21 protein-coding genes are annotated in these 19,796 nt (G+C 67.0%); 8 read left to right on the top strand and 13 right to left on the bottom strand.

Annotated elements, in window-relative coordinates; translation table 11 throughout:
* The first annotated feature begins 66 nt into the window (after positions 1-66).
* The 3 genes from AB1281_RS14805 to AB1281_RS14815 all read left to right on the top strand — a co-directional run bounded on the left by AB1281_RS14805 (position 67) and on the right by AB1281_RS14815 (position 4,001).
* Entirely contained in the window at positions 67-984 is a 918-nt protein-coding gene (locus AB1281_RS14805; protein ID WP_014038164.1) for an alpha/beta fold hydrolase, read from the top strand.
* Positions 981-3,458 carry an acyl-CoA dehydrogenase gene (locus AB1281_RS14810; RefSeq protein WP_014038165.1) on the top strand — a complete coding sequence of 826 codons (2,478 nt, stop codon included), beginning with the start codon at positions 981-983 and terminating at the stop codon, positions 3,456-3,458. The genes AB1281_RS14805 and AB1281_RS14810 overlap by 4 nt, the downstream gene beginning before the upstream one ends.
* Positions 3,459-3,533: 75 nt before the next feature.
* Positions 3,534-4,001 carry a hotdog fold domain-containing protein gene (locus AB1281_RS14815; protein ID WP_412704191.1) on the top strand — a complete coding sequence of 156 codons (468 nt, stop codon included), beginning with the start codon at positions 3,534-3,536 and terminating at the stop codon, positions 3,999-4,001.
* Between the two features lie 498 nt (positions 4,002-4,499).
* Here AB1281_RS14815 and AB1281_RS14820 read toward each other — a convergent pair whose 3' ends face one another.
* Positions 4,500-4,850, bottom strand: a complete 351-nt coding sequence (locus AB1281_RS14820; RefSeq protein ID WP_422347608.1) for a DUF1304 domain-containing protein — start codon at positions 4,848-4,850, stop codon at positions 4,500-4,502.
* 79 nt (positions 4,851-4,929) lie between these two features.
* Entirely contained in the window at positions 4,930-6,258 is a 1,329-nt protein-coding gene (locus AB1281_RS14825) for an NTP/NDP exchange transporter (RefSeq protein ID WP_430346268.1), read from the bottom strand.
* A 284-nt stretch (positions 6,259-6,542) separates the two neighbouring features.
* Here AB1281_RS14825 and AB1281_RS14830 point away from each other — a divergent pair, with 284 nt between their 5' ends.
* A complete protein-coding gene (locus AB1281_RS14830; RefSeq protein WP_075676850.1) occupies positions 6,543-7,943 on the top strand; it encodes a serine hydrolase domain-containing protein in 1,401 nt (466 codons plus the stop codon).
* Positions 7,944-8,110: 167 nt separating this feature from the next.
* Here AB1281_RS14830 and AB1281_RS14835 read toward each other — a convergent pair whose 3' ends face one another.
* Positions 8,111-8,869 (bottom strand): SDR family NAD(P)-dependent oxidoreductase, encoded by a 759-nt coding sequence (locus tag AB1281_RS14835; protein ID WP_430346269.1) that lies wholly within the window; start codon positions 8,867-8,869, stop codon positions 8,111-8,113.
* Between the two features lie 111 nt (positions 8,870-8,980).
* On the opposite strand from AB1281_RS14835, the gene AB1281_RS14840 reads away from it, so the two are divergent.
* Positions 8,981-9,874 carry a LysR family transcriptional regulator gene (locus AB1281_RS14840; RefSeq protein WP_075676846.1) on the top strand — a complete coding sequence of 298 codons (894 nt, stop codon included), beginning with the start codon at positions 8,981-8,983 and terminating at the stop codon, positions 9,872-9,874.
* Positions 9,875-9,993: 119 nt separating this feature from the next.
* On the opposite strand, the gene AB1281_RS14845 is transcribed toward AB1281_RS14840, so the two are convergent.
* Positions 9,994-10,512, bottom strand: coding sequence for a hypothetical protein (locus AB1281_RS14845; protein ID WP_032130057.1), 519 nt, complete (start codon positions 10,510-10,512; stop codon positions 9,994-9,996).
* A gap of 183 nt (positions 10,513-10,695) precedes the next feature.
* Here AB1281_RS14845 and AB1281_RS14850 point away from each other — a divergent pair, with 183 nt between their 5' ends.
* Positions 10,696-10,995, top strand: a complete 300-nt coding sequence (locus tag AB1281_RS14850) for a hypothetical protein (RefSeq protein ID WP_430346270.1) — start codon at positions 10,696-10,698, stop codon at positions 10,993-10,995.
* Positions 10,996-11,287: 292 nt separating this feature from the next.
* Here the strand turns inward: AB1281_RS14850 and gcvH are convergent, their stop codons facing one another.
* The 9 genes from gcvH to nudE all read right to left on the bottom strand — a co-directional run bounded on the left by gcvH (position 11,288) and on the right by nudE (position 17,560).
* The gene (gene gcvH, locus AB1281_RS14855) at positions 11,288-11,683 is read right to left on the bottom strand and encodes a glycine cleavage system protein GcvH (RefSeq protein WP_006464497.1); all 396 of its coding nucleotides are present in this window, start codon (positions 11,681-11,683) and stop codon (positions 11,288-11,290) included.
* 93 nt (positions 11,684-11,776) lie between these two features.
* Positions 11,777-12,889 (bottom strand): glycine cleavage system aminomethyltransferase GcvT, encoded by a 1,113-nt coding sequence (gene gcvT / locus AB1281_RS14860; RefSeq protein WP_014038175.1) that lies wholly within the window; start codon positions 12,887-12,889, stop codon positions 11,777-11,779.
* Between the two features lie 144 nt (positions 12,890-13,033).
* Entirely contained in the window at positions 13,034-13,477 is a 444-nt protein-coding gene (locus tag AB1281_RS14865) for an NfeD family protein (RefSeq protein WP_164119060.1), read from the bottom strand.
* 1 nt (position 13,478) lies between these two features.
* Entirely contained in the window at positions 13,479-14,438 is a 960-nt protein-coding gene (locus AB1281_RS14870; protein ID WP_430346271.1) for an SPFH domain-containing protein, read from the bottom strand.
* A gap of 66 nt (positions 14,439-14,504) precedes the next feature.
* Positions 14,505-14,807: a DUF962 domain-containing protein gene (locus AB1281_RS14875; protein WP_164119056.1), complete on the bottom strand. Its 303-nt coding sequence runs from the start codon at positions 14,805-14,807 to the stop codon at positions 14,505-14,507.
* A 210-nt stretch (positions 14,808-15,017) separates the two neighbouring features.
* Positions 15,018-15,347, bottom strand: a complete 330-nt coding sequence (locus tag AB1281_RS14880) for a YnfA family protein (RefSeq protein WP_075676844.1) — start codon at positions 15,345-15,347, stop codon at positions 15,018-15,020.
* Complete coding sequence (gene mazG / locus AB1281_RS14885) at positions 15,344-16,183, bottom strand: nucleoside triphosphate pyrophosphohydrolase (protein WP_164119052.1); 840 nt, start codon at positions 16,181-16,183, stop codon at positions 15,344-15,346. The genes AB1281_RS14880 and mazG overlap by 4 nt, the downstream gene beginning before the upstream one ends.
* A 13-nt stretch (positions 16,184-16,196) precedes the next feature.
* Positions 16,197-17,000: a 3'(2'),5'-bisphosphate nucleotidase CysQ gene (gene cysQ, locus AB1281_RS14890; protein ID WP_014038179.1), complete on the bottom strand. Its 804-nt coding sequence runs from the start codon at positions 16,998-17,000 to the stop codon at positions 16,197-16,199.
* A complete protein-coding gene (nudE, locus tag AB1281_RS14895) occupies positions 16,997-17,560 on the bottom strand; it encodes an ADP compounds hydrolase NudE (RefSeq protein ID WP_005418435.1) in 564 nt (187 codons plus the stop codon). The genes cysQ and nudE overlap by 4 nt, the downstream gene beginning before the upstream one ends.
* Before the next feature lie 77 nt (positions 17,561-17,637).
* Here nudE and bioA point away from each other — a divergent pair, with 77 nt between their 5' ends.
* Both bioA and AB1281_RS14905 read left to right on the top strand, forming a co-directional pair.
* Positions 17,638-19,029, top strand: a complete 1,392-nt coding sequence (gene bioA, locus AB1281_RS14900; RefSeq protein WP_430346272.1) for an adenosylmethionine--8-amino-7-oxononanoate transaminase — start codon at positions 17,638-17,640, stop codon at positions 19,027-19,029.
* Positions 19,020-19,757, top strand: coding sequence for a 16S rRNA (uracil(1498)-N(3))-methyltransferase (locus AB1281_RS14905; protein WP_430346273.1), 738 nt, complete (start codon positions 19,020-19,022; stop codon positions 19,755-19,757). The genes bioA and AB1281_RS14905 overlap by 10 nt, the downstream gene beginning before the upstream one ends.
* The last annotated feature ends 39 nt before the right edge of the window (positions 19,758-19,796 follow it).

A 19,796-nucleotide genomic window follows, 5' to 3' on the forward strand; every position in this document is an offset into this window, starting at 1 on the left:
TGCGTTCCGCAGCGCACCATACCGTGCAGTATTGACTTCCCCCCGAAGCGATCCATACTAGCAAGTATGGTTACGTCCCCACCTCCCGCTGCGTTCCATGACCTGCGCCTGGACGCCGCCCATGGCGCCCGCCTGGCAGCCACCGCCAGCGACCATGGCCGGCGCGGCCGGGTGCTGTTCGCGCATGGCTTCGGCCAGACCCGCCACGCCTGGAATGCCACCGCCCGCGCACTGAACGCGGCCGGCCTGCAGACGCTGGCCTATGACGCCCGCGGCCACGGCGATTCGGACTGGAATGCCGCCGACCTGCCCTATCACGGCGAACAGTTCGCCGATGACCTGATCGTGCTGGCCGGCGAGCAGCCGCGCCCGCCGGTACTGGTTGCAGCATCGATGGGCGGACTGTTCGGCCTGCTGGCCGAATCACGCTGGCCGGGCCTGTTCTCGGCGATGGTGCTGGTCGACATTACCCCGCGCTGGGACACCGCCGGCGTCGAGCGCATCCTGGCCTTCATGACCGCCCATCCCGACGGCTTCGCCTCGCTGACTCAGGCCGCCGACGTGATCTCGGCGTACATGCCGCACCGTCCGCGCAAATCCGAGCAGTCGCTGCGTGCCCTGCTGCGCGAGGACGGCCACGGACGCTGGCGCTGGCACTGGGACCCGCGCCTGGTGGCCGAGCTGGCCCGCGACAGCGAACAGCACCAGGATGCGCTGGCCGAGGCCGCGCGCCAGGTGAAGTGCCCGCTGCTGCTGGTCAGCGGCGGACGCAGTGACCTGGTCACGCCGCAGACCGTGGCCGAATTCCTGGCGTTGGCGCCGCATGCGCGCCATGTACAGCTGCCGCAGGCCACGCACATGGTCGCCGGCGATGACAACGACGCCTTTACCGCTACTGTGTTGGACTATCTGGACGTGTTGCCCGCAGCGGATGCTGCGGCTTCGTCCGCCACAAACGAGCACGTCACCGGAGCACGCTCATGAGCATCGTTCTTCCCTTCCTCGCCCTGCTGCTGGCAGGCGCGTTCGTCGCCTACCACCGCATGCGGCTGGTTACCTGGACGCTGATCAGCGTGGCCCTGCTGGCCGCCTGCTGGTTCATTCCCTACGTCAACCAGACCGCCACGATCGTCGCGGCCGCCGTGTTGGCCGTCATCGCCGTGCCGCTGCTGCTGCCGTTCATCCGCAAGCCGCTGCTGACCGGCCCGATGATGAAGGTGTTCCGCAAGGTGCTGCCGCCGCTGTCGCAGACCGAGCGCATCGCGCTGGAAACCGGTTCGGTCGGTTTCGAGGGCGAACTGTTCACCGGTGATCCGGACTGGAACATCCTGCTCAACTATCCCAAGCCGCAGCTGACCGCCGAAGAACAGGCCTTCCTTGATGGCCCGGTGGAAGAGCTGTGCACGATGGTCAACGACTGGGAAATCACCCACGTCCACGCGGACCTGCCGCCGGAACTGTGGGCCTTCATCAAGAAGAACAAGTTCTTCGGCATGATCATCCCGAAGGAATATGGCGGCCTGGGCTTCTCCGCGCTGGCCCACCACAAGGTCATCCAGAAGCTGGCCTCGGTGTCTTCGGTGGTCAGCTCCACCGTCGGTGTGCCCAACTCGCTGGGCCCGGGTGAGCTGCTGGTGCATTACGGCACCCAGGAACAGAAGGACCAGTACCTGCCACGCCTGGCCGATGGCCGCGAAGTGCCCTGCTTCGGCCTGACCGGTCCGTTCGCCGGCTCCGACGCCACCTCGATCCCGGACTACGGCATCGTCTGCAAGGGCGAGTGGAACGGCGAGCAGGTGCTCGGCGTCAAGCTGACCTTCGACAAGCGCTACATCACCCTGGCCCCGGTCGCTTCGCTGATCGGCCTGGCCTTCCGCATGTACGACCCGGATGGCCTGATCGGCGAAACCCGCGACATCGGCATCACCCTGGGCCTGCTGCCGCGCGACACCGCCGGCGTTGAAATCGGCCGTCGCCACTTCCCGCTGAACTCGACCTTCCAGAACGGCCCGATCCGCGGCAAGGACGTGTTCATTCCGCTGACCCAGCTGATCGGTGGCGCTGCCATGGCCGGCAAGGGCTGGAACATGCTCAACGAGTGCCTGGCCGTGGGCCGCTCGATCACCCTGCCGTCCACCGCCAGCGGCGGTGCCAAGGCCGGTGCCGCCGTGACCGGCGCCTATGCGCGCATCCGCAAGCAGTTCGGCCTGTCGGTCGGCCGCTTCGAGGGCGTGGAAGAAGCGCTGGCCCGCATCGGTGGCAAGGCCTACAAGATCAGTGCGCTGTCGCAGGCCACTGCAGCTGCGGTCGACCGTGGCGATGTGCCGTCGGTGCCGTCCGCCATTGCCAAGTACCACTGCACCAACATGAGCCGTGAAGTGATCTCGGACATGATGGACGTGATCGGCGGCAAGGGCATCATCCTGGGCCCGCGCAACTTCGCTGGCCGCAGCTGGCAGGCCGCGCCGATCGCGATCACCGTGGAAGGCGCCAACATCATGACCCGCAGCCTGCTGATCTTCGGCCAGGGTGCGATCCTCTGCCACCCGTGGGTGCTGAAGGAAATGAAGGCCGCGCAGGATCCGGATACCCGTGCCGGCCTGCAGGACTTCGACCGCAGCCTGTTCGGCCACATCCGCTTCGGCATCTCCAATGCCGTGCGTTCGTTCTGGTTCGGCCTGACCGGCGCGCGCTTCGGTGCCGCCCCGGGCGATGCCTATACCCGCCGCTACTTCCGCAAGCTGGACCGCTACTCGGCCAACCTGGCGCTGATGGCCGACATCTCGATGATGACCCTCGGCGGCAAGCTGAAGTTCAAGGAATCGCTGTCCGGCCGCCTGGGCGATGTGCTGAGCCACGTCTACATGACCAGCGCCATGCTCAAGCGCTACCACGACGAAGGCGCACCGCAGGCCGACCAGCCGCTGCTGGCCTGGGCCTTCCATGACAGCGTGCACAAGATCGAAGAGTCGCTGTCGGCCGCACTGCGCAACTTCCCGATCCGTCCGATCGGCTGGCTGATGTGGGCGCTGATCTTCCCGCTGGGCCGTCGCGCCGAGGCTCCGGGCGATCGCCTGAGCCGCCGTGTCGCCGCCCTGCTGATGGCGCCGAATGAAGCCCGCGACCGTCTGGCCAGCGGCGTGTTCCTGACCCCGTGCGAGAACAACCCGGGCGGCCGTATCAACAGCTACCTGAGCAAGGCGATCATGGCCGAGCCGGTGGAGCGCAAGTTCCTGAAGGCGCTGAAGAGCAAGGGCATCGAGGCGCTGGACTTCAAGGCGCAGCTGGACGAAGCCGTGGCCGAGGGCGTGATCACCCAGGACGAACGCAGCCTGCTGGAAGAGCTGCGTACGCTGACCCTGGACACCATTACCGTTGACGACTTCGACACCCACGAACTGCGCGCGGCCAGCTACTACGACCGCCAGCACAAGGATCCGCACTCGCAGGCGGCCTGATCGCCCGCGACACGCGTTGCCTCGACGGCGGGCCTCGGCCCGCCGTCGCTTTATCCGCCGACCGGAATATCCACCATGTCCACGCCCCTGCTCTCGCTTTACCACCGCCTGCAGCGCTGGCCCGCCGGCAACTGGCTGTTCTCGCGCGCGGTGTGCTTCAAGGCCCCCTACTTCGCCAGCATCGCGCCGCGCATCACCCGCCTGGAACACGGCCGCTGTGAAGGCACGCTGGCCGACCGCCGCAAGGTGCGCAACCACATCGGCACGGTGCACGCGATCGCGATGTGCAACCTGGCCGAGCTGACCGCCGGGCTGATGGTCGATGCCTCGCTGCCAAAGGGCATGCGCTGGATCCCGAAGGGAATGCAGGTGCAGTACCTGGCGAAGGCGCGTGGCACGCTGCGGGCGGTGGCGTTGCCGGCGCAGCCGATTGTCGTCGCGGCCGAGGGCTATGCGCTGCCGGTGACGGTGAGCGTGCGCGACCGTGCGGGCACCGAGGTGTTCAGCGCGGTCATCGACATGTGGATGTCGCCGGCGAAGTGAGGTTCCCGCGAACGGCGCAGCCCCTCGTGGGTGGACGGCGAAAGCGGTTTATCGGTTGGGCCGGAGGGCTGGGTCCATGCGGGGACGCCGCAAGTACGTCCCTGTAGGCTTGGCCGCGCCATCCATGGCGCGGATACCCCGCCCGGCCCCACCCCTCCGGCCTCGGACGGATCTCTGCGGCGTCCCCCACGGAAGAGAAAAAGAAGAGCAAAAGCAAAAGCGACCCATCGGCCGCTTTTTTTCATGCACGCAGAACCCACGAGCGCAGCGATCCGCTGTTGCCCTTGATCTTCTTTTTTCTTCTCCGTGGGCTGGCCGCGCACGGAACCTGTCTGAGGCCGGGCGGGTTGGGTTCGCGGGGGTGTCCGCGGCATGGATGCCGCGGCCAAGCCTACAGGGACGTACTTGCGGCGTCCCCCGCGAACCCAACCCGCCCGGCCAACCCCATGACAAGCTCCACGCGACCAACCCACGAGGGGCTGCGCCGTTGGCTGGAAACTACGCTACCGCGCGAAACACCAACGCCAGGATCGCCGGCACCGCCTGGATCATGAAAATACGGCGACTCACGCTGTACGCGCCATAGCACCCGGCCACCACCACGCAGGCCAGCGAGAACGTCACCAGCACTGGCTGATCGATCACCAGCCCCACTACGATGCCTGCCGCCAGGAAGCCGTTGTACAGGCCCTGGTTGGCCGCCAGCACGCGCGTGGTCTCGGCCTTCTCCAGCGTGTTGCGGAACGTCTTCAGGCCCAGCGGGCGGGTCCACAGGAACATCTCCAGCACCAGGAAGTAGACGTGCAGCAGTGCGACCAGCAGGGTCAGGGCGAGTGCGATCCAGTACATGGGCGGTTCCTTGGATGGATGGATGGGGTGATGGGGTCAGAGCCCTCTCCGTGGGAGAGGGATCCCGACCCCGCGTGGCTCAGCGGTCGCGCGGAAGTTTCTTTTCTTCACGCAGCACGCCGAACGCAGCCAGGGTCATGAAGCCGGCCACCAGCACGCCGCCGATGAACACCACGTGCGAACCAAACAGGGTCAGTGCCTTGTGGACCCAGGTGAACCCCAGGTCCGCGCCGCGGTACACCACGGTATCGATCGCCGCGCCGGCCTTGTAGCGCCACTGCCGGTCCACGCGCGTGTAGATCGTCTCGCGTGCCGGCTTGGCCAGCGCGAACTCGCTGGCACGGGTCATCACCTGCACCACCGCGACCATCAACGGCATCGGCGAGGCTGCCAGCACCGAGAAGCCGATCAGGATCGCGAAACCGGGAATCAGCAGCGCCGGCGCGATGCCATGGCGTGACAACAGCCAGCGGGTCAGGCCCACCTGCATCAGCAGCGCCAATGCATTCACCGCCAGGTCGATGCGCGAGAAGAACGCGGTACTGGCCGCCGGATCGGTGAAGGACGCGCGCACGATGCTCGCCTGCTGGTTGTACAGCAGCGTGCCGACGCCCACGCCGAACACCACCATCACCGCCAGCCAACGCAGCAGCGGCTCGCGCACGATCAGTTTCAGGCCGTCGAGCACGCTGCCGCCCATCGGCTGCTCGCCGGAGACCAGTTGCTGCTCGCGCTCGCGCAGCACCGCCCAGTGCCGCAGCCGCCAGATGCACAACAGGCACACGACCAGGAACCCTGCCGAGACCAGCATCAGGTTGGCGATGCCCACGCGCTGCACCAGCGCACTGGTGATCAACGGGCCCAGGAAGGCACCGAGGGTACCGGCGGCGCCGATGTAGCCGTAGTAGGCACGCGCCTGCGCATTGGAGAACACATCGGCCATGAAGCTCCAGAACACCGCCACCGCAAACAGGTTGAACACCATGACCCAGAAGAAGAAGGCCATGCCCCGGCCGGGTACGCCGCTGTCGAACAGCACGTAGAACCCCAGCAGGGTGACGATGAAGAAGCCATACACCGCCGGCAGGAACACCCGCCGCGGGAAGCGGCTGACCAGCCAGCCGTAGACCGGCTGCAGCGCCAGCATGATCACGAACACGCAGGAGAACAGGAACTGCAGGACGAAGTCCTTCAATGCGATGCCGTGGCTGGCGAACCAGGCAATGAGCACGGGCGGGAACACCGTTTCCAGGTCCGCCGAGGCGGCCATCGCCTCCCGCACCGGGCGCAGCACGTAGTAGCCGCTGAGCAGGCAGAAGAAGTACAGGAATGACCACCAAAGCGCCGGCGACTCGCGCAGCGCCGCCGTCAGGCCCTGCAGCGGCCCCTTGCCCGGTGCAGCGCTCACGCAGCGCCCCTCGCCCACAGACGGCGGTTGGACAGCAGCATGGCAGGCTCCGGGGCAGTGAAGCGCGTACGTTAGCCAATGCACTGCAACATCGCCAGCGTGACGCGCCCCCGCGCCTGCCGATGGGCGCGACGACGGGCCGCGATGACACGTTCCGACACACACTTTCGGGGCGTCAAAATTCCAACTTTTTCAACAAGATGCGCATTCATCTTCGCTTTGTTTGTGCACAGGGGAAAAGCGGCGCTAGAATCGCCATCAGCAGTCGCGCACGGGTCCAACCGATGAAAAAGAACAGCCTGCGTCGTCCGATCCGTTCGGCGGCCACCGGTTTGCTGGGCATGTTGATGCCCGTTGCCTTGTCCACCACCGCGCAGACACCGCCGGCATTGCCGCCGATGCCGACCAACATCGAATCCGCGACGGCTCCCACCGTCGCCCACACCCAGCCTGCGGCCTACCGCACCGGCCTGGTGCCGCACGTCCAGGCGCCGGCCGCCGGCTTCAACGTCGCCAACATCGAATCGATGGCGCAGCAGCTGACCTATGGCGAGCGCGTGCCGGGCATGGCGGTGGCGATCGTGCAGGGCGGCCGCATCCTCAGCGCGCGCGGCTATGGCGTCACCGACGTCAACAACCCGCTGCCGGTCGATGCGCACACCGTGTTCCGCCTGGCCTCGCTGTCCAAGGCCTTCGCCGGCACCATGGCCGGCCTGCTGGTCAACGACGGCACGCTGCGCTGGGACAGCAAGGTCACCGACTACGTGCCGGGCTTCCGCTTGAACTCGCCGGAAGCCACCGACCGCCTGACCGTCGCCGACGTGCTCAGCCATCGCGTCGGCCTGCCGTACAACGCCTACGACCGCGACATCGAAGGCAACGCCGAGTACTACTCGCTGACCCAGAAGCTGGCCAACACCAGCCTGAAGTGCCTGCCGGGCGACTGCTACGCCTACCAGAACGTGGCCTTCAGCCTGATCGGTGACGTTGTCTATGCGGCCTCCGGCAGCTTCTACGAGCAGTCGGTCGAGCGTCGCATCTTCAAGCCGCTGGGCATGAATGATGCCAGCCTCGGCCTGGCCGGCATCCAGGCCAGCTCGCGCTGGGCGCGCCCGCACGTGCGCAGCCGCAACGGCTGGGTCTCGCTGACGCCGAAGCCGACCTACTACCGCGTTGCTCCGGCGGCTGGCGTCAATGCCAGCGCCAGCGACATGGCGCAGTGGCTGCTGGCCCACACCGGCCATCGCCCCGATGTGCTGCCGGCACCGCTGCTGGCCACCCTGCATTCGAGCCTGATCAACACGCCGGGCGAAATGCGTTCGGGCTGGCGCCGTGAGCGCCTGCACTCGGCCGGCTACGCATTGGGTTGGCGTACCTTCGACTACGCCGGCCACGACGTGGTGTTCCATGCCGGTGCCGTGCAGGGCTATCGTGGCCTGGTGGCACTGGTGCCGGAACGCGATCTCGGTATCGCCATCCTCTGGAATGGCGAGAGCGGCCTGCCCAGCGGCCTGCTGCCGACCGTGCTCGACTCGGCACTCGGCCTGCCGGCGCAGCGCTGGCTGGACGTGGACACCGACTTCGGCAGCGACAACCTGATGGCCGAGGGCGCCAGCCCGGCGCAGCAGGACAAGCGCAAGGGCAAGGGCGCCTCGGGCAATCGCGCAGTGGCCTCGCCGCGCTGATCAGGCGGGCTCGACCGTGAGCATGAAGGGCGGCCCATGGGCCGCCTTTTTGTTGGCTCTTGTAGAGTCGAGCCGTGCTCGACTGTTCGCGCAAAGCAGTCGAGCACGGCTCGACTCTACAGACACGAAGAAGCAGTCGAGCATGGCTCGACGCTACACATGCGGAACTAGTGCGCGAAGTAGTGCATGCCGCCGTCCACCGGAATCACCGCACCGGTGATGTAGGCGGCCAGCGGCGAGGCCAGGAACGCCACCAGCGGCGCCACTTCCTCCGGTTCACCGAAGCGTCCGATCGGGATGTTGCGGGCGATGAACGCGCGTCGGCTTTCCTCGGTGGGGTGCAGGCGGTCCAGGATCTGCGCGCTGTTGATGCGCCCCGGTGCAATCGCGTTCACCGTGATGCCCTGCCCGGCCACCTCCGACGACAGGCCCTTGCTCCACAGGTGCAATGCCGCCTTCGCCGCGGTGGCGGCGTTCACCGCCCGCGGTTCCATCGAACCGCTGAAATTGATCACCCGTCCCCAAGCCTGCGCCTGCATGCCGGGCAACAGCGCCTGGGTCAGCCGTCGCGCGGCGGAGAAGTTCAGGGCGATCGCTTCCTCCCAGATATCGTCATCGGCATCGACCGTGGTCGGCCGGGAACCGCCTGCGGCATTGACCAGGATGTCGACACGTTGCAATGCCTCACGGGATGCGTCCGCGATGCGCCGGACGTCGCCGGCAACCGTGACATCGCCGGCCACGATGGCCGGTGTGGCGCCGCCTTCGGCTTCGATCCGCGCCGCCAGCGCCTGCAGGGGTGCCCGCTGCCGCGAGGTGATGGCAATGCGCACGCCCTGGGCCGCCAGCTGCCTGGCGACGGCGGCACCGATGCCGCTGGCCGCGCCCGTCACCAACGCGGTACGGCCTGCAAGATTCAAGTCCATGGTGTTCTCCTGTCATGGCCGGCACGTCCGGCCCGTGCACGACATGCTGTTTGATCACCCCTGATTGATAAACTCCGCGCAGGTTTCAGCATTCAACACCCGGGGTGTCAGATGAACCTGCTGGAAAGCATGCAGGTCTACGTGCTGATCGTGGACAAGGGCAGCCTCAGTGCCGCAGCCGCGGCGATGGACATCTCGGCGACGATGGCCGGCAAGCACCTGCGAGCATTGGAAGCACGGCTGGGCATGCAGCTGTTGAGCCGTACCACGCGCCGCCAGCACATGACGCCGTTCGGCGAGGACTACTACACCCGCTGCCGGGAGATCCTGCGCCTGGTGGAGGAAACCGACGCGCAGGCGCAGCACCAGCACCTGGCACCGGCGGGCACGCTGCGCATCAGTGCACCGGTGATCTTCGGCACGCATGCGCTGGTACCGGCACTGGCCGAGTACATGGCGCGCCATCCGGATGTCCGGGTCGACGCCACGTTGACGGATCGCGTGGTCGACCTTGCCGAAGAGGGCTTCGAAGCGGCGCTGCGCATCGGCACGCTGGCCGACAGCAGCATGCTGGTGGCGCGTGCGCTGACCCCCTATCGCCTGATGATGTGCGCCTCGCCGGCGTACCTGGCCAGGCATGGCACGCCGCTCAGCGTGCAGGCACTTGCCGGCCATCAATGCCTGTCGTTCGAACCCAGCGCACTTGCACAGTGGCTGCGGGCCGATGCTGGCGGGCTCGACCGCGTGCCCGATGGCCGGCTGCAGATCAACAATGGCGAAGCGCTGCGTTCGGCGGCGCTGCAGGGTCTGGGCATCGTCCTGCAGTCAGCGCTGCTGCTGGCCGCCGATGTCGAGGCGGGGCGCCTGGTGCAGCTGCTGCCAGAACACGGCCAGGCCGGTCGGCCGATGCACGTGGTCTATGCGCACGACCGTTATCACTCCACCCGCCTGCGCAGCTTCCTCGACTTCCTGGTGGAGCGCTTTCCAGCGGCGCCGCAGGGCTAGCGCCGACCGTCAGCAAAACAGTCGAGCCTGGCTCGACGCTACAGACGGCCCATAAAAAAACCCCCTCCCCGCTGGGCAGCCAGGGAAGGGGGTTTCAGGATGCGGCTATCGGGAAGTACTTAGATCAGCGGCGCCGGGGTTGCCGGCAGAGCGACCGGAGCGGCCTTCTTCTTGCGGGCGGCCGGCTTGCGCTTGGCAACCTTCTTCGCTGCCTTCTTCGGGGCAGCCTTCTTGGTGGCCTTCTTCGCGGTCTTCTTTACTGCCTTCTTGGCAGTCTTCTTGACGGCCTTCTTGGCAGTCGCCTTCTTCGCGACCTTCTTGGCCGGCTTGCGGGCCGTGGCCTTCTTGGCAGTCTTCTTGGTGGCCTTCTTGGCTACCTTCTTGACGGCCTTCTTCGCGGTCTTCTTGACGGCCTTCTTGGCAGTGGACTTCTTGGCTACCTTCTTCGCCGCCTTCTTCACTGCCTTCTTCGCAGTGGTCTTCTTGGCGACCTTCTTCGCAGCCTTCTTCACTGCCTTCTTGGCGGTCGCCTTCTTCGCGACCTTCTTCACTGCCTTCTTGGCAGCGGCCTTCTTCGCGACCTTCTTCACCGCTTTCTTGGCGGCGGGCTTCTTCTTCGCAGCTTTCTTGGTTGCCATGGGATGGCTCCTCGTCAGTGATAGGGAGTTGAAACGCCCAGTTGGATCAAACCCGCGGATGCTGCGTGCGGGGACCGCCGGCGCGTCAGGCGCGCCGTTACGGATGCGGCAATGCCCGCCTCGATCGGCGGAGCGGGCATCGGAACGGGAGTTGCCTTGCATTTCTCCGGGGGAAGCGGGGCCATGTCCACCGTCATCAGGGTCGCGGTGGTCTTGAAGGGGCTGCTTCGCATCGGACGATTGATTCTGCGCACTCGGTTGGGCAGGCAAGGTCTGCTGAGGCGAAACCTAATCACGGTTTTTTTTACTGTCAACAACCCCCGCGAAAAATTTTCACATCCGCGCCTTCCCGGGCGCCGTCGGCGCCACCACTCTGCACGGCCTGCAACCACCGTCGAAGCGGCGCGCACGCGCGTTGCCTGCATCGATGCCAATGCAGGCCTTGATCAAAAAACACTTGAAATAAGCACTCCGCGCAGATAGGCGAAGGTTGGGCACAACAGCGTGCGCGCATCGTCGATGGTCACCGGTACCGCCGCCAACGCCAGCACAACGGCGCCGCAACGGGGGGCGAAAAGTTTTCACATTCGAACGCTTCGGCGCGGGGCTGAAACGCGGATTTGCGCAAAACTGCGCACGCCCATCGGCACCGTTCGTCTATCGGCTGATGCCACGCCGAGGGTGCGCAGCGAACCCCGCGTCATGAGTCCGACGCGGTCGCCAAAACGAAAACGGCCACCCGAAGGTGGCCGTTCCAGAATCCGGAAACGACGACTCAGTGGTCTTCGTTCTCCAGGGCTTCAGCGTACGCGTCCGGGTCCAGCAGCTCGTTGACCTCTTCGGCGTTGGTCAGTTCGACCACGAACATCCAGCCTTCGCCGTAGGCATCTTCGTTGATGGTTTCCGGCTTGTCGGACAGGGCCGAGTTGACCTCGACGACCTTGCCGCTGATCGGGCTGTAGACGTCCGAGGCGGCCTTCACCGACTCGACGACGGCGATCTGCTCGCCGGCCTTGGCGTCGGCGCCGACTTCCGGCAGTTCGACGTAGACCAGGTCACCCAGCAGGCCCTGGGCGTGGTCGGAAATACCGACGGTGACGCGGCCATTGCCTTCGACACGGGCCCACTCATGGGACTTGAGGAACTTGAGGTCGCCGGGGATCTCGCTCATGGGACTGCTCCAGAGATATGCAGGGGTGGAAAAAACGGGGCTAGTGTAACCAACCGGCCGCCACTGCTGTCAGTGACGACCGGCACGTTCGGATCAGGCGTCGGCGAGCACGCCGGGCTGGGCCTGGCCTTCGCGCACGAACGGGAACTTGACCACCCGCACCGGCACCTGCCGGCCGCGGATGTCGACGGTGACCTCGCCGAGTTCACCGGCCGGCACGCGGGCGAAGGCGATGCCCTTGGCCAGAGTCGGCGAGAAGGTGCCGGACAGGATCTCGCCCTGGCCGCCAGCGGTGGTCACCGCCTGGCCGTGGCGCAGCACGCCCTTCTCGTCCATCACCAGGCCGATCATCTGGCGCGCGGTGCCGGCTGCCTTCTGCGCCTCCAGCACGTCGCGGCCGATGAAGTCGCGGCCTTCGTCCAGCGACACGGTCCAGGCCAGCGCCGCTTCATACGGGCTGATCGCTTCGTCCATGTCCTGGCCGTACAGGTTCATGCCGGCTTCCAGGCGCAGGGTGTCGCGCGCGCCGAGCCCGGCCGGCTTCACGCCTGCCGCCAGCAGGCGGTTCCAGAAGGCGACCACGGCATCCTGCGGCAGCAGGATCTCGAAACCGTCTTCACCGGTGTAGCCGGTGCGGGCGACAAACAGCTCGACGCCGTCGTCGGACTGCGCCTGCAGGGCGGCGAAGCGGCCCAGCTTGGTCAGCGCTGCACGGTCGGCTTCGCGGGCCAGGCCGATCACGATGTCGCGCGCCTGCGGGCCCTGCACGGCGAGGATGGCCAGGTCCGGGCGCTGCTCGACGGAAACGCCGAACGGTGCCGCCTGCTCGCGCAGCCACGCCAGGTCCTTCTCGCGGGTGGAGGCATTGACCACCATGCGGAAGAAATCGTCGCCCAGGTAGTAGACGATCAGGTCATCGATGACGCCGCCGCGCGGATTCAGCATGCACGAGTACAGCGCCTTGCCGGTCACCTTCAGCTTGTCGACCGAGTTGGCCAGCAGGCGGCGCAGGAACGGCTTGACCTGGTCACCGCGCAGGTCGACCACGGTCATGTGGCTGACGTCGAACACACCGGACTCGCGGCGCACCAGGTGGTGTTCGTCCAGCTGCGAGCCGTAGTGGATGGGCATGTCCCAACCCCCGAAATCGACCATCTTGGCGCCAAGGGCGCGGTGGGTATCGTTGAGCAGCGTCTTCTGGGTCATGACCGGGTCCGGCAGCAGAGGAAACAAGAATCCCCATTATCCCAGATCGGTCGCCCGCAGGCGTGCCGCAGCGCAGCGCCGGAGCTGTAGAGCCGAGCCCATGCCCGGCTGCTCTTCGTGTGGGAGCAGAGCGTGGGCTCGGCTCTACAGAGGGCGGCCTGCGTCCTCGACCACCAGCACCGTGCCCTGCACGCTGCGCACCCGCACCCACGTACCCGCAGGCAACTCCGGACCGCTCACCTGCCAGGACGCGTCGTCGATGCTGACCCGTCCATGGCCATCAACGATCCCCTGCTGCAGTGCCACGACCCGGCCGATCAGTTGTTCCGTGCGGCGGTTGAGCAGCGGCGCATCGCTAGGCCGGGCGCGGGGCCGCCCCCAGCGTCGGTAGCATTGGATCGAGACAACGCTCAACAGCACGAAGGCAACCACCTGCCACAGCAGCGGGATATCGCCGAACACCGCCACCAGCACGAACACCGCCGCCGCGCCGATGCCGATCCACAGCATGAACGCCCCCGGTGCCAGCGCCTCGGCCGCGAACAGCAGCAGTGCCAAGGCGCCCCAGCCTACGACTTCCCAGCGCATGTCAGCCTCCGATCGGTGGTGGCCGCTTGCTGGCGACCTTGCTGTCCTGGTCGGCCAGCGCCTGCTTGGCCAGCTCAGCCACGCCGGCAATCGAACCGATCACCCCGCTTGCCTCCATCGGCATCAGCACCAGCTTCTGGTTCGGCGAACTGGCCAGTTCCTTGAAGGCTTCCACATATTTCTGGGCGACGAAGTAATTGATCGCCTGGACGTCACCCTCGGCGATCGCCGCCGACACCACTTTGGTCGCCATGGCCTCGGCCTCGGCCAGGCGCTCGCGGGCCTCGGCGTCCCGGAACGCCGCTTCACGGCGACCTTCGGCCTCCAGCACCGTGGCCTGCTTCTCGCCTTCGGCGCGCAGGATCTCCGACTGCCTTGACCCCTCTGCCTCAAGGATCTGTGCGCGCTTCTCGCGCTCGGCCTTCATCTGCCGCGCCATCGCATCCAACAGGTCTCGCGGCGGCTGGATGTCACGGATCTCGATGCGGTTGACCTTCACGCCCCACGGGTTGGTGGCATGGTCGACCACGCTCAGCAACTGCGCATTGATCACCTCGCGCTGGCTGAGCGATTCATCCAGGTCCATCGAACCGATCACGGTCCGGATGTTGGTCTGCACCAGGGCGATCATCGCCACTTCCAGGTTGGCCACTTCATAGGCGGCCTTGGCCGCATCGAGTACCTGGAAGAACACCACGCCATCCACGCGCACGGCGGCGTTGTCCTTGGTGATCACTTCCTGGCTGGGCACATCCAGTACCTGTTCCATCATGTTCACCTTGCGCCCGACGCCGTAGACGATCGGGATCAGGAAGTGCAGGCCCGGCGTCATGGTGTGGGTGTAACGGCCGAAGCGCTCAGCGGTCCATTCATACCCCTGCGGCACCATCCGCACCGCCTTGAACAGGATCACCACGGCCACGAAGGCCAGTACCACGGTAAAGAACATGGTCGGGAACATCGCGCTTTCCTTATCTATGTCGCCCAGGCCCCAGCATAGCGCGTGAGGACGGCCGGCACAGCGAAGCTACCAGGGCACCCGCCCGCGCAAGATATCGGCGAACATCACCCAGTCGCCCATGAATGAATACAGCGGATGCCGGAAGGTCGCCGGGCGGTTCTTCTCGAAGAAGAAATGGCCGACCCAGGCGAATCCGTAACCGCAGAACAGAGCGCCCAGCAGGAGCAGCGGCTGGCCGCGCAACACGGCAGCAGCCACCAGCAGCAGCACCCCGCAGCTGCCGATGAAATGCAGCCGCCGCGAGACCGGGTGGCGGTGCTCGCTGAGATAGAACGGATAGAACTCGCGGAAGCTGGCGAAGCGGGACATATGCGTGCTCCGGGGGCCGTGGTCACCGCCATCATGCGCCTTCCCGGGAGGGAAAGCGGCCTGGGCGACCTCGCCGATTTCGACAAGGCATTGCATGATCCGGTGGCACTGCCTTTGTAGCGTCGAGCCATGCTCGGCTGGCCCTCAGGGAAGCAGTCGAGCATGGCTCGACGCTACAGAAGAGCGGGAGCGGTCGCGTCTGGCTCGACGCTACACCGAAGGCGCGCGCGGACCGAACATGATCACCGCCATGCCGGCCAGGCACAGGGCTGCACCGAACAGGTCCCAGCGGCTGGGGCGGATGCCGTCGACCAGCCACAACCAGAACAGCGCGGTGCCGATGTAGACGCCACCGTAGGCGGCATAGACCCGTCCACTGGCGGTGGGGTGCAGGGTCAGCAACCACGCGAACAGGGCCAGGCTGGCCGCCGCCGGCAGCAGCAGCCAGGCGCTGCCCCCCTTGCGCAGCCACAGCCACGGCAGATAGCAACCGATGATCTCGGCGAGCGCGGTCAGCAGGAACAGGCCGAGCGTCTTCACGCCTTTTCCGCTGCCTTGGCGTGCTGCCACAGCGCTTCCTGCGCATCCAGGTCCAGTGCGGCCAGCGCCTCGCCCTGCGCGGCGGCCTGCGCTTCCATCGCGCGGAAGCGCCGCTCGAACTTGTGGTTGGCCCCGCGCAGTGCGGCGCCCAGATCGATATCGGCGTGCCGGGCCAGGTTGGCGCAGACGAACAGCAGGTCGCCCAGTTCTTCCTGCAGGCGCGCCTTGTTGCCTGCGATATCGCCGCGCTCGAATTCCTCACGCAGCTCCTGCAGCTCCTCGGCTGCCTTGTCCAGCACCGGCCGCGGGCCCGGCCAGTCGAAACCGACCTTGGCCGCGCGCGACTGCAGCTTCACGGCGCGCTGCCATTCCGGCAGGCCACGCGAGATACCGGCCAGTGCGGAGGTGTCCTGCTCGCCCTTGGCGGCACGCTCTGCGCGCTTGATCGCCTCCCAGTTGCGCATCACCCCATCGGCATCGTCGACGCTGACATCGGCAAACACGTGCGGGTGACGGCGCTGCATCTTGTCGCTGATCGCACGGGCGACCTCGGCGAAGGCAAATGCCCCCTGCTCCTCGGCCATGCGTGCGTGGAACACCACCTGCAGCAGCAGGTCGCCGAGCTCGTCGCAGAGGTCGTCCAGGTCTCCCCGGTCGATCGCATCGGCGACCTCGTAGGCTTCCTCGATGGTGTACGGCGCGATGGTCGCGAAGTCCTGTTCCAGGTCCCACGGGCAGCCGCCCTGCGGATCGCGCAGTCGCGCCATGATCGACAGCAGGCGCTCGAGTTCGTTGCTGGCGGCGCTGCCGGTGGTAGGGGTGTCGTGCGCGCTCATGCGTCCTCCAGGTTCAGTCGGACAACCAGTCGCGCCACGGCAGGCTGGTATCACCAAGGGCAATGAAATCGCCGTTCAACAGGGTCTCGCGGCGGTTGTAGCGGAACGGCTTGCCGGTCGCCGCCGACAGCACCGCGCCACCGGCGGCATGCAGCACGCACTGGCCGGCGGCGGTATCCCATTCGGAGGTCGGGCCGAGCCGCGGATAGACATCCAGGCCGCCTTCGGCAATCCGGCAGAATTTCAGCGACGAGCCCTGCGCGATGGTCTCGATGCGGCCCATGCGCGCCAGCAGCGCCTCGGTTTCCGGCGAGCGGTGCGAACGGCTGGCGGCGACGCGCAGCGGAGCAGTGGCCGGCGTGCGGGTACGCAGCACGGTGTCGTGCAGGCCCTGCCGCCGATAGGCCAGTTCGCCGCGCATGGCATGCCAGACGATGCCGGTAACCGGCGCCAGCACCACGCCGAAGGCCGGCGCGCCCTGGTAGATCAAGGCGATGTTGACGCTGAACTCACCGTTGCGCTTGACGAACTCGCGGGTGCCGTCGAGTGGGTCCACCAGCCAATAGGCGCCCCAGTGGCGGCGCTGCTCCCAGCCCACCTGCGCCGATTCCTCGGACAGGATCGGCAGGTCCGGGGTCAGCTGGCGCAGGCCCAGCTCAATGACCTGGTTGGCGGCCAGGTCAGCGGCGGTGACCGGGCTGTTGTCGTCCTTGATCTGCACGTCGAAGCCATCGGCATACACCTGCATGATGGCCTGTCCGGCTTCCTGGGCGATGGCGATGGCGGTCTCGCGCAGGTCCGTCGTCAGCTTGATCATCGCGTTCCCTGCAGCCACTGGCGGGCAATGAACAGCGCCGCCAGCGAGCGTCCCTCGGAGAAGTCCTCGCGGAGCATCAGCTGGTCCAGTTCGGCCAGCTTCCACGGCACCACTTCCAGCTCTTCGGGCTCGTCGCCGGCCAGTTTTTCCGGGTACAGGTCGCGCGCCACCACCAGCCACGACTGGTGGCTCATGTAGGTCGGGGCCAGGGTCATCGCGCGCAGCACGTCGACCCGGCGCGCACCATAACCGGCTTCTTCCTTCAGTTCGCGGTCGGCCGCCTGCTCAGGCGTCTCGCCGGCATCGATCCGGCCCTTCACCAGCCCCAGTTCGTAACGGTGCATGCCGGCGGCGTATTCACGTACCAGCAGCACGGTTTCGTCGTCGAGCATCGGCACCACCACCACCGCACCGTGCCCACGGCTGACCAGGCGCTCGAAGCGGCGGCGTTCACCGTTGGAGAACTCCAGGTCCAGGTGCTGGCGCTGGAAGGGGCCGTTCTCCTCATCGGTGATCCGATGGATGATCGGCAAGCGACGGCCGGCACGGTCATCGTTCATGCGGAATCTCCGCGGCGACCGGCGGCTGCGCCGGGGCCGATAGAATGTGCAGGCAGCAACATGTTCATGAGCCCGAAATGCTAGCAGACCCAACCCCCTCCCCGCTGGCCCGCCACTGGCGGCAGCGCGACCTGCAGGTGCTGTGGCACCCGTGCACGCAGATGCGTGAGCATCCGGACACCCTGCCGCTGGTGCCGATCGCCCGTGGCGAAGGTGCCTGGCTGATCGACCACGACGGCAACCGCTATCTGGATGCGGTGAGCAGCTGGTGGACCAATCTGTTCGGCCACGCCGAACCGCGCATCGGTGGCGCCATCGCCGCCCAGGCCGGGCAGCTGGAACAGGTGATGCTGGCCGGCTTCGGCCACGAGCCGGCGATCACCCTGGCCGAACGCCTGCTGGCGCTGGCCCCCCGCCAGCCCGGCCGCGAGCCGCTGGCCAAGGTGTTCTATGCCGACAATGGTTCAGCCGGCGTGGAAGTGGCGCTGAAGATGGCCTTCCAGTACTTCCAGAACCGCGGAGAGCCGCGCCGCACACGCTTCATCGCGCTCGAAAACGGCTACCACGGCGAAACCCTGGGCGCGCTGGCGCTGGGCGACATTCCGCTGTATCGCCGCGTCTATGCACCGCTGCTGGCCGAAGGCCTGTTCGCACCCTCGCCCGATGCCTACCTGGCCGAACCCGGCCAGAGCGCGGCCGATCGCGCGCGGCAGGCAGCCGATGGCCTGGCCACGCTGTTCGACCAGCACCCGGGCGAGATCTGCGCGGTGATCCTGGAACCGCGCCTGCAGTGTGCCGGCGGCATGCGCATGCATGACCCGGTCTACCTGCAGCGCGTGCGCGAACTGTGCGATGCCCATGGCGCGTTCATGATCGCCGACGAGATCGCCACCGGCTTCGGCCGCACCGGCACCCTGTTCGCCTGCGAGCAGGCCGGGGTGATGCCGGACCTGATGTGCCTGTCCAAGGGACTGACCGGCGGCTTCCTGCCACTGGCCGCCGTACTGGCGACGCAGGCGCTGTATGACGCCTTCCTCGACGACTCGCGCGAGCGCGCCTTCCTGCATTCGCACAGTTACACCGGCAACCCGCTGGCCTGCGCCGCAGCGCTGGCAACGCTGGACATCTTCCGCGACGACGATGTGATCGCGCGCAACCGGGGCATCGCCTCGGTGATGGGCAAGCTGGCGGCACCGTTTGCCGACCACCCGCACGTGGCCGACGTGCGCCAGGCCGGCATGGTGGTGGCCTTCGAGCTGTCGCGCGACGGCGACAAGCGCACGCCGTTCGATCCGGGCCTGCGGCTGGGCCTGCAGGCCTACAAGGCCGCGCTCAAGCGCGGCGTGGTGCTGCGCCCACTGGGCGACGTGCTGTACTGGATGCCACCCTATTGTGTGGATGACGAACAACTGGAACTGCTGGCGCACACCACGCTGGCGGCCATCGACGAGGCGATTGCATGCGCGTGACCCGCTGCCCCATCGACCTGGCGCTGCACAGCGGCCAGACCGTGACCCTGCCGGAAGAGACCGCCAACCATCTGGTGCGGGTGATGCGCCTGCGCGAGGGAGACACCTGCGTGCTGTTCAACGGCGACGGCCATGACTACAGCGCCACGCTGACCGTGGCCGGCAAGCGTGAGGTGCAGGTGCGCATCGACGCGGTGCAGGCCATCGACACCGAATCGCCGCTGGCGATCACCCTGCTGCAGGGCATCGCCCGTGGCGAGAAGATGGACCTGATCCTGCAGAAGGCGACCGAGCTGGGCGTGGCCGCGATCCTTCCGGTCAATGCCGAGCGCACCGAGGTGAAGCTGGATGCGGCACGGGCCGAGAAGCGCGTGGCGCACTGGAACAACGTGGTGACCTCGGCCTGCGGACAATCCGGGCGTGCGCGCATTCCACAGGTGGGATCCCCGCTGTCGCTGGCGCAGGCTGCGGCGGCGCTGCCCGCCGATTCGCTGCGGCTGACCCTGGATCCGCAGGGGGCGCATCGCCTGTCGACGCTGCAAGCCGCTCCCGCCGGCGGCATCGTGATTGCGATCGGCCCGGAAGGCGGCTGGTCGCCGCGCGACCGCGATCAACTGGCCGCGGCGGGATTCCAGGGGCTGCAACTGGGGCCGCGGATCCTGCGCACGGAAACGGCCGGACTGGCCGCGATCGCGGCGTTGCAGGCGCGGTTGGGCGACCTGGGATAGGGCTGGTTCGTGGTAGTGCCGGCCGCTGCCCGGCATCCA

The sequence above is a fragment of the Stenotrophomonas sp. NRRL B-14846 genome (assembly GCF_050473585.1).
Taxonomy (GTDB): domain Bacteria; phylum Pseudomonadota; class Gammaproteobacteria; order Xanthomonadales; family Xanthomonadaceae; genus Stenotrophomonas.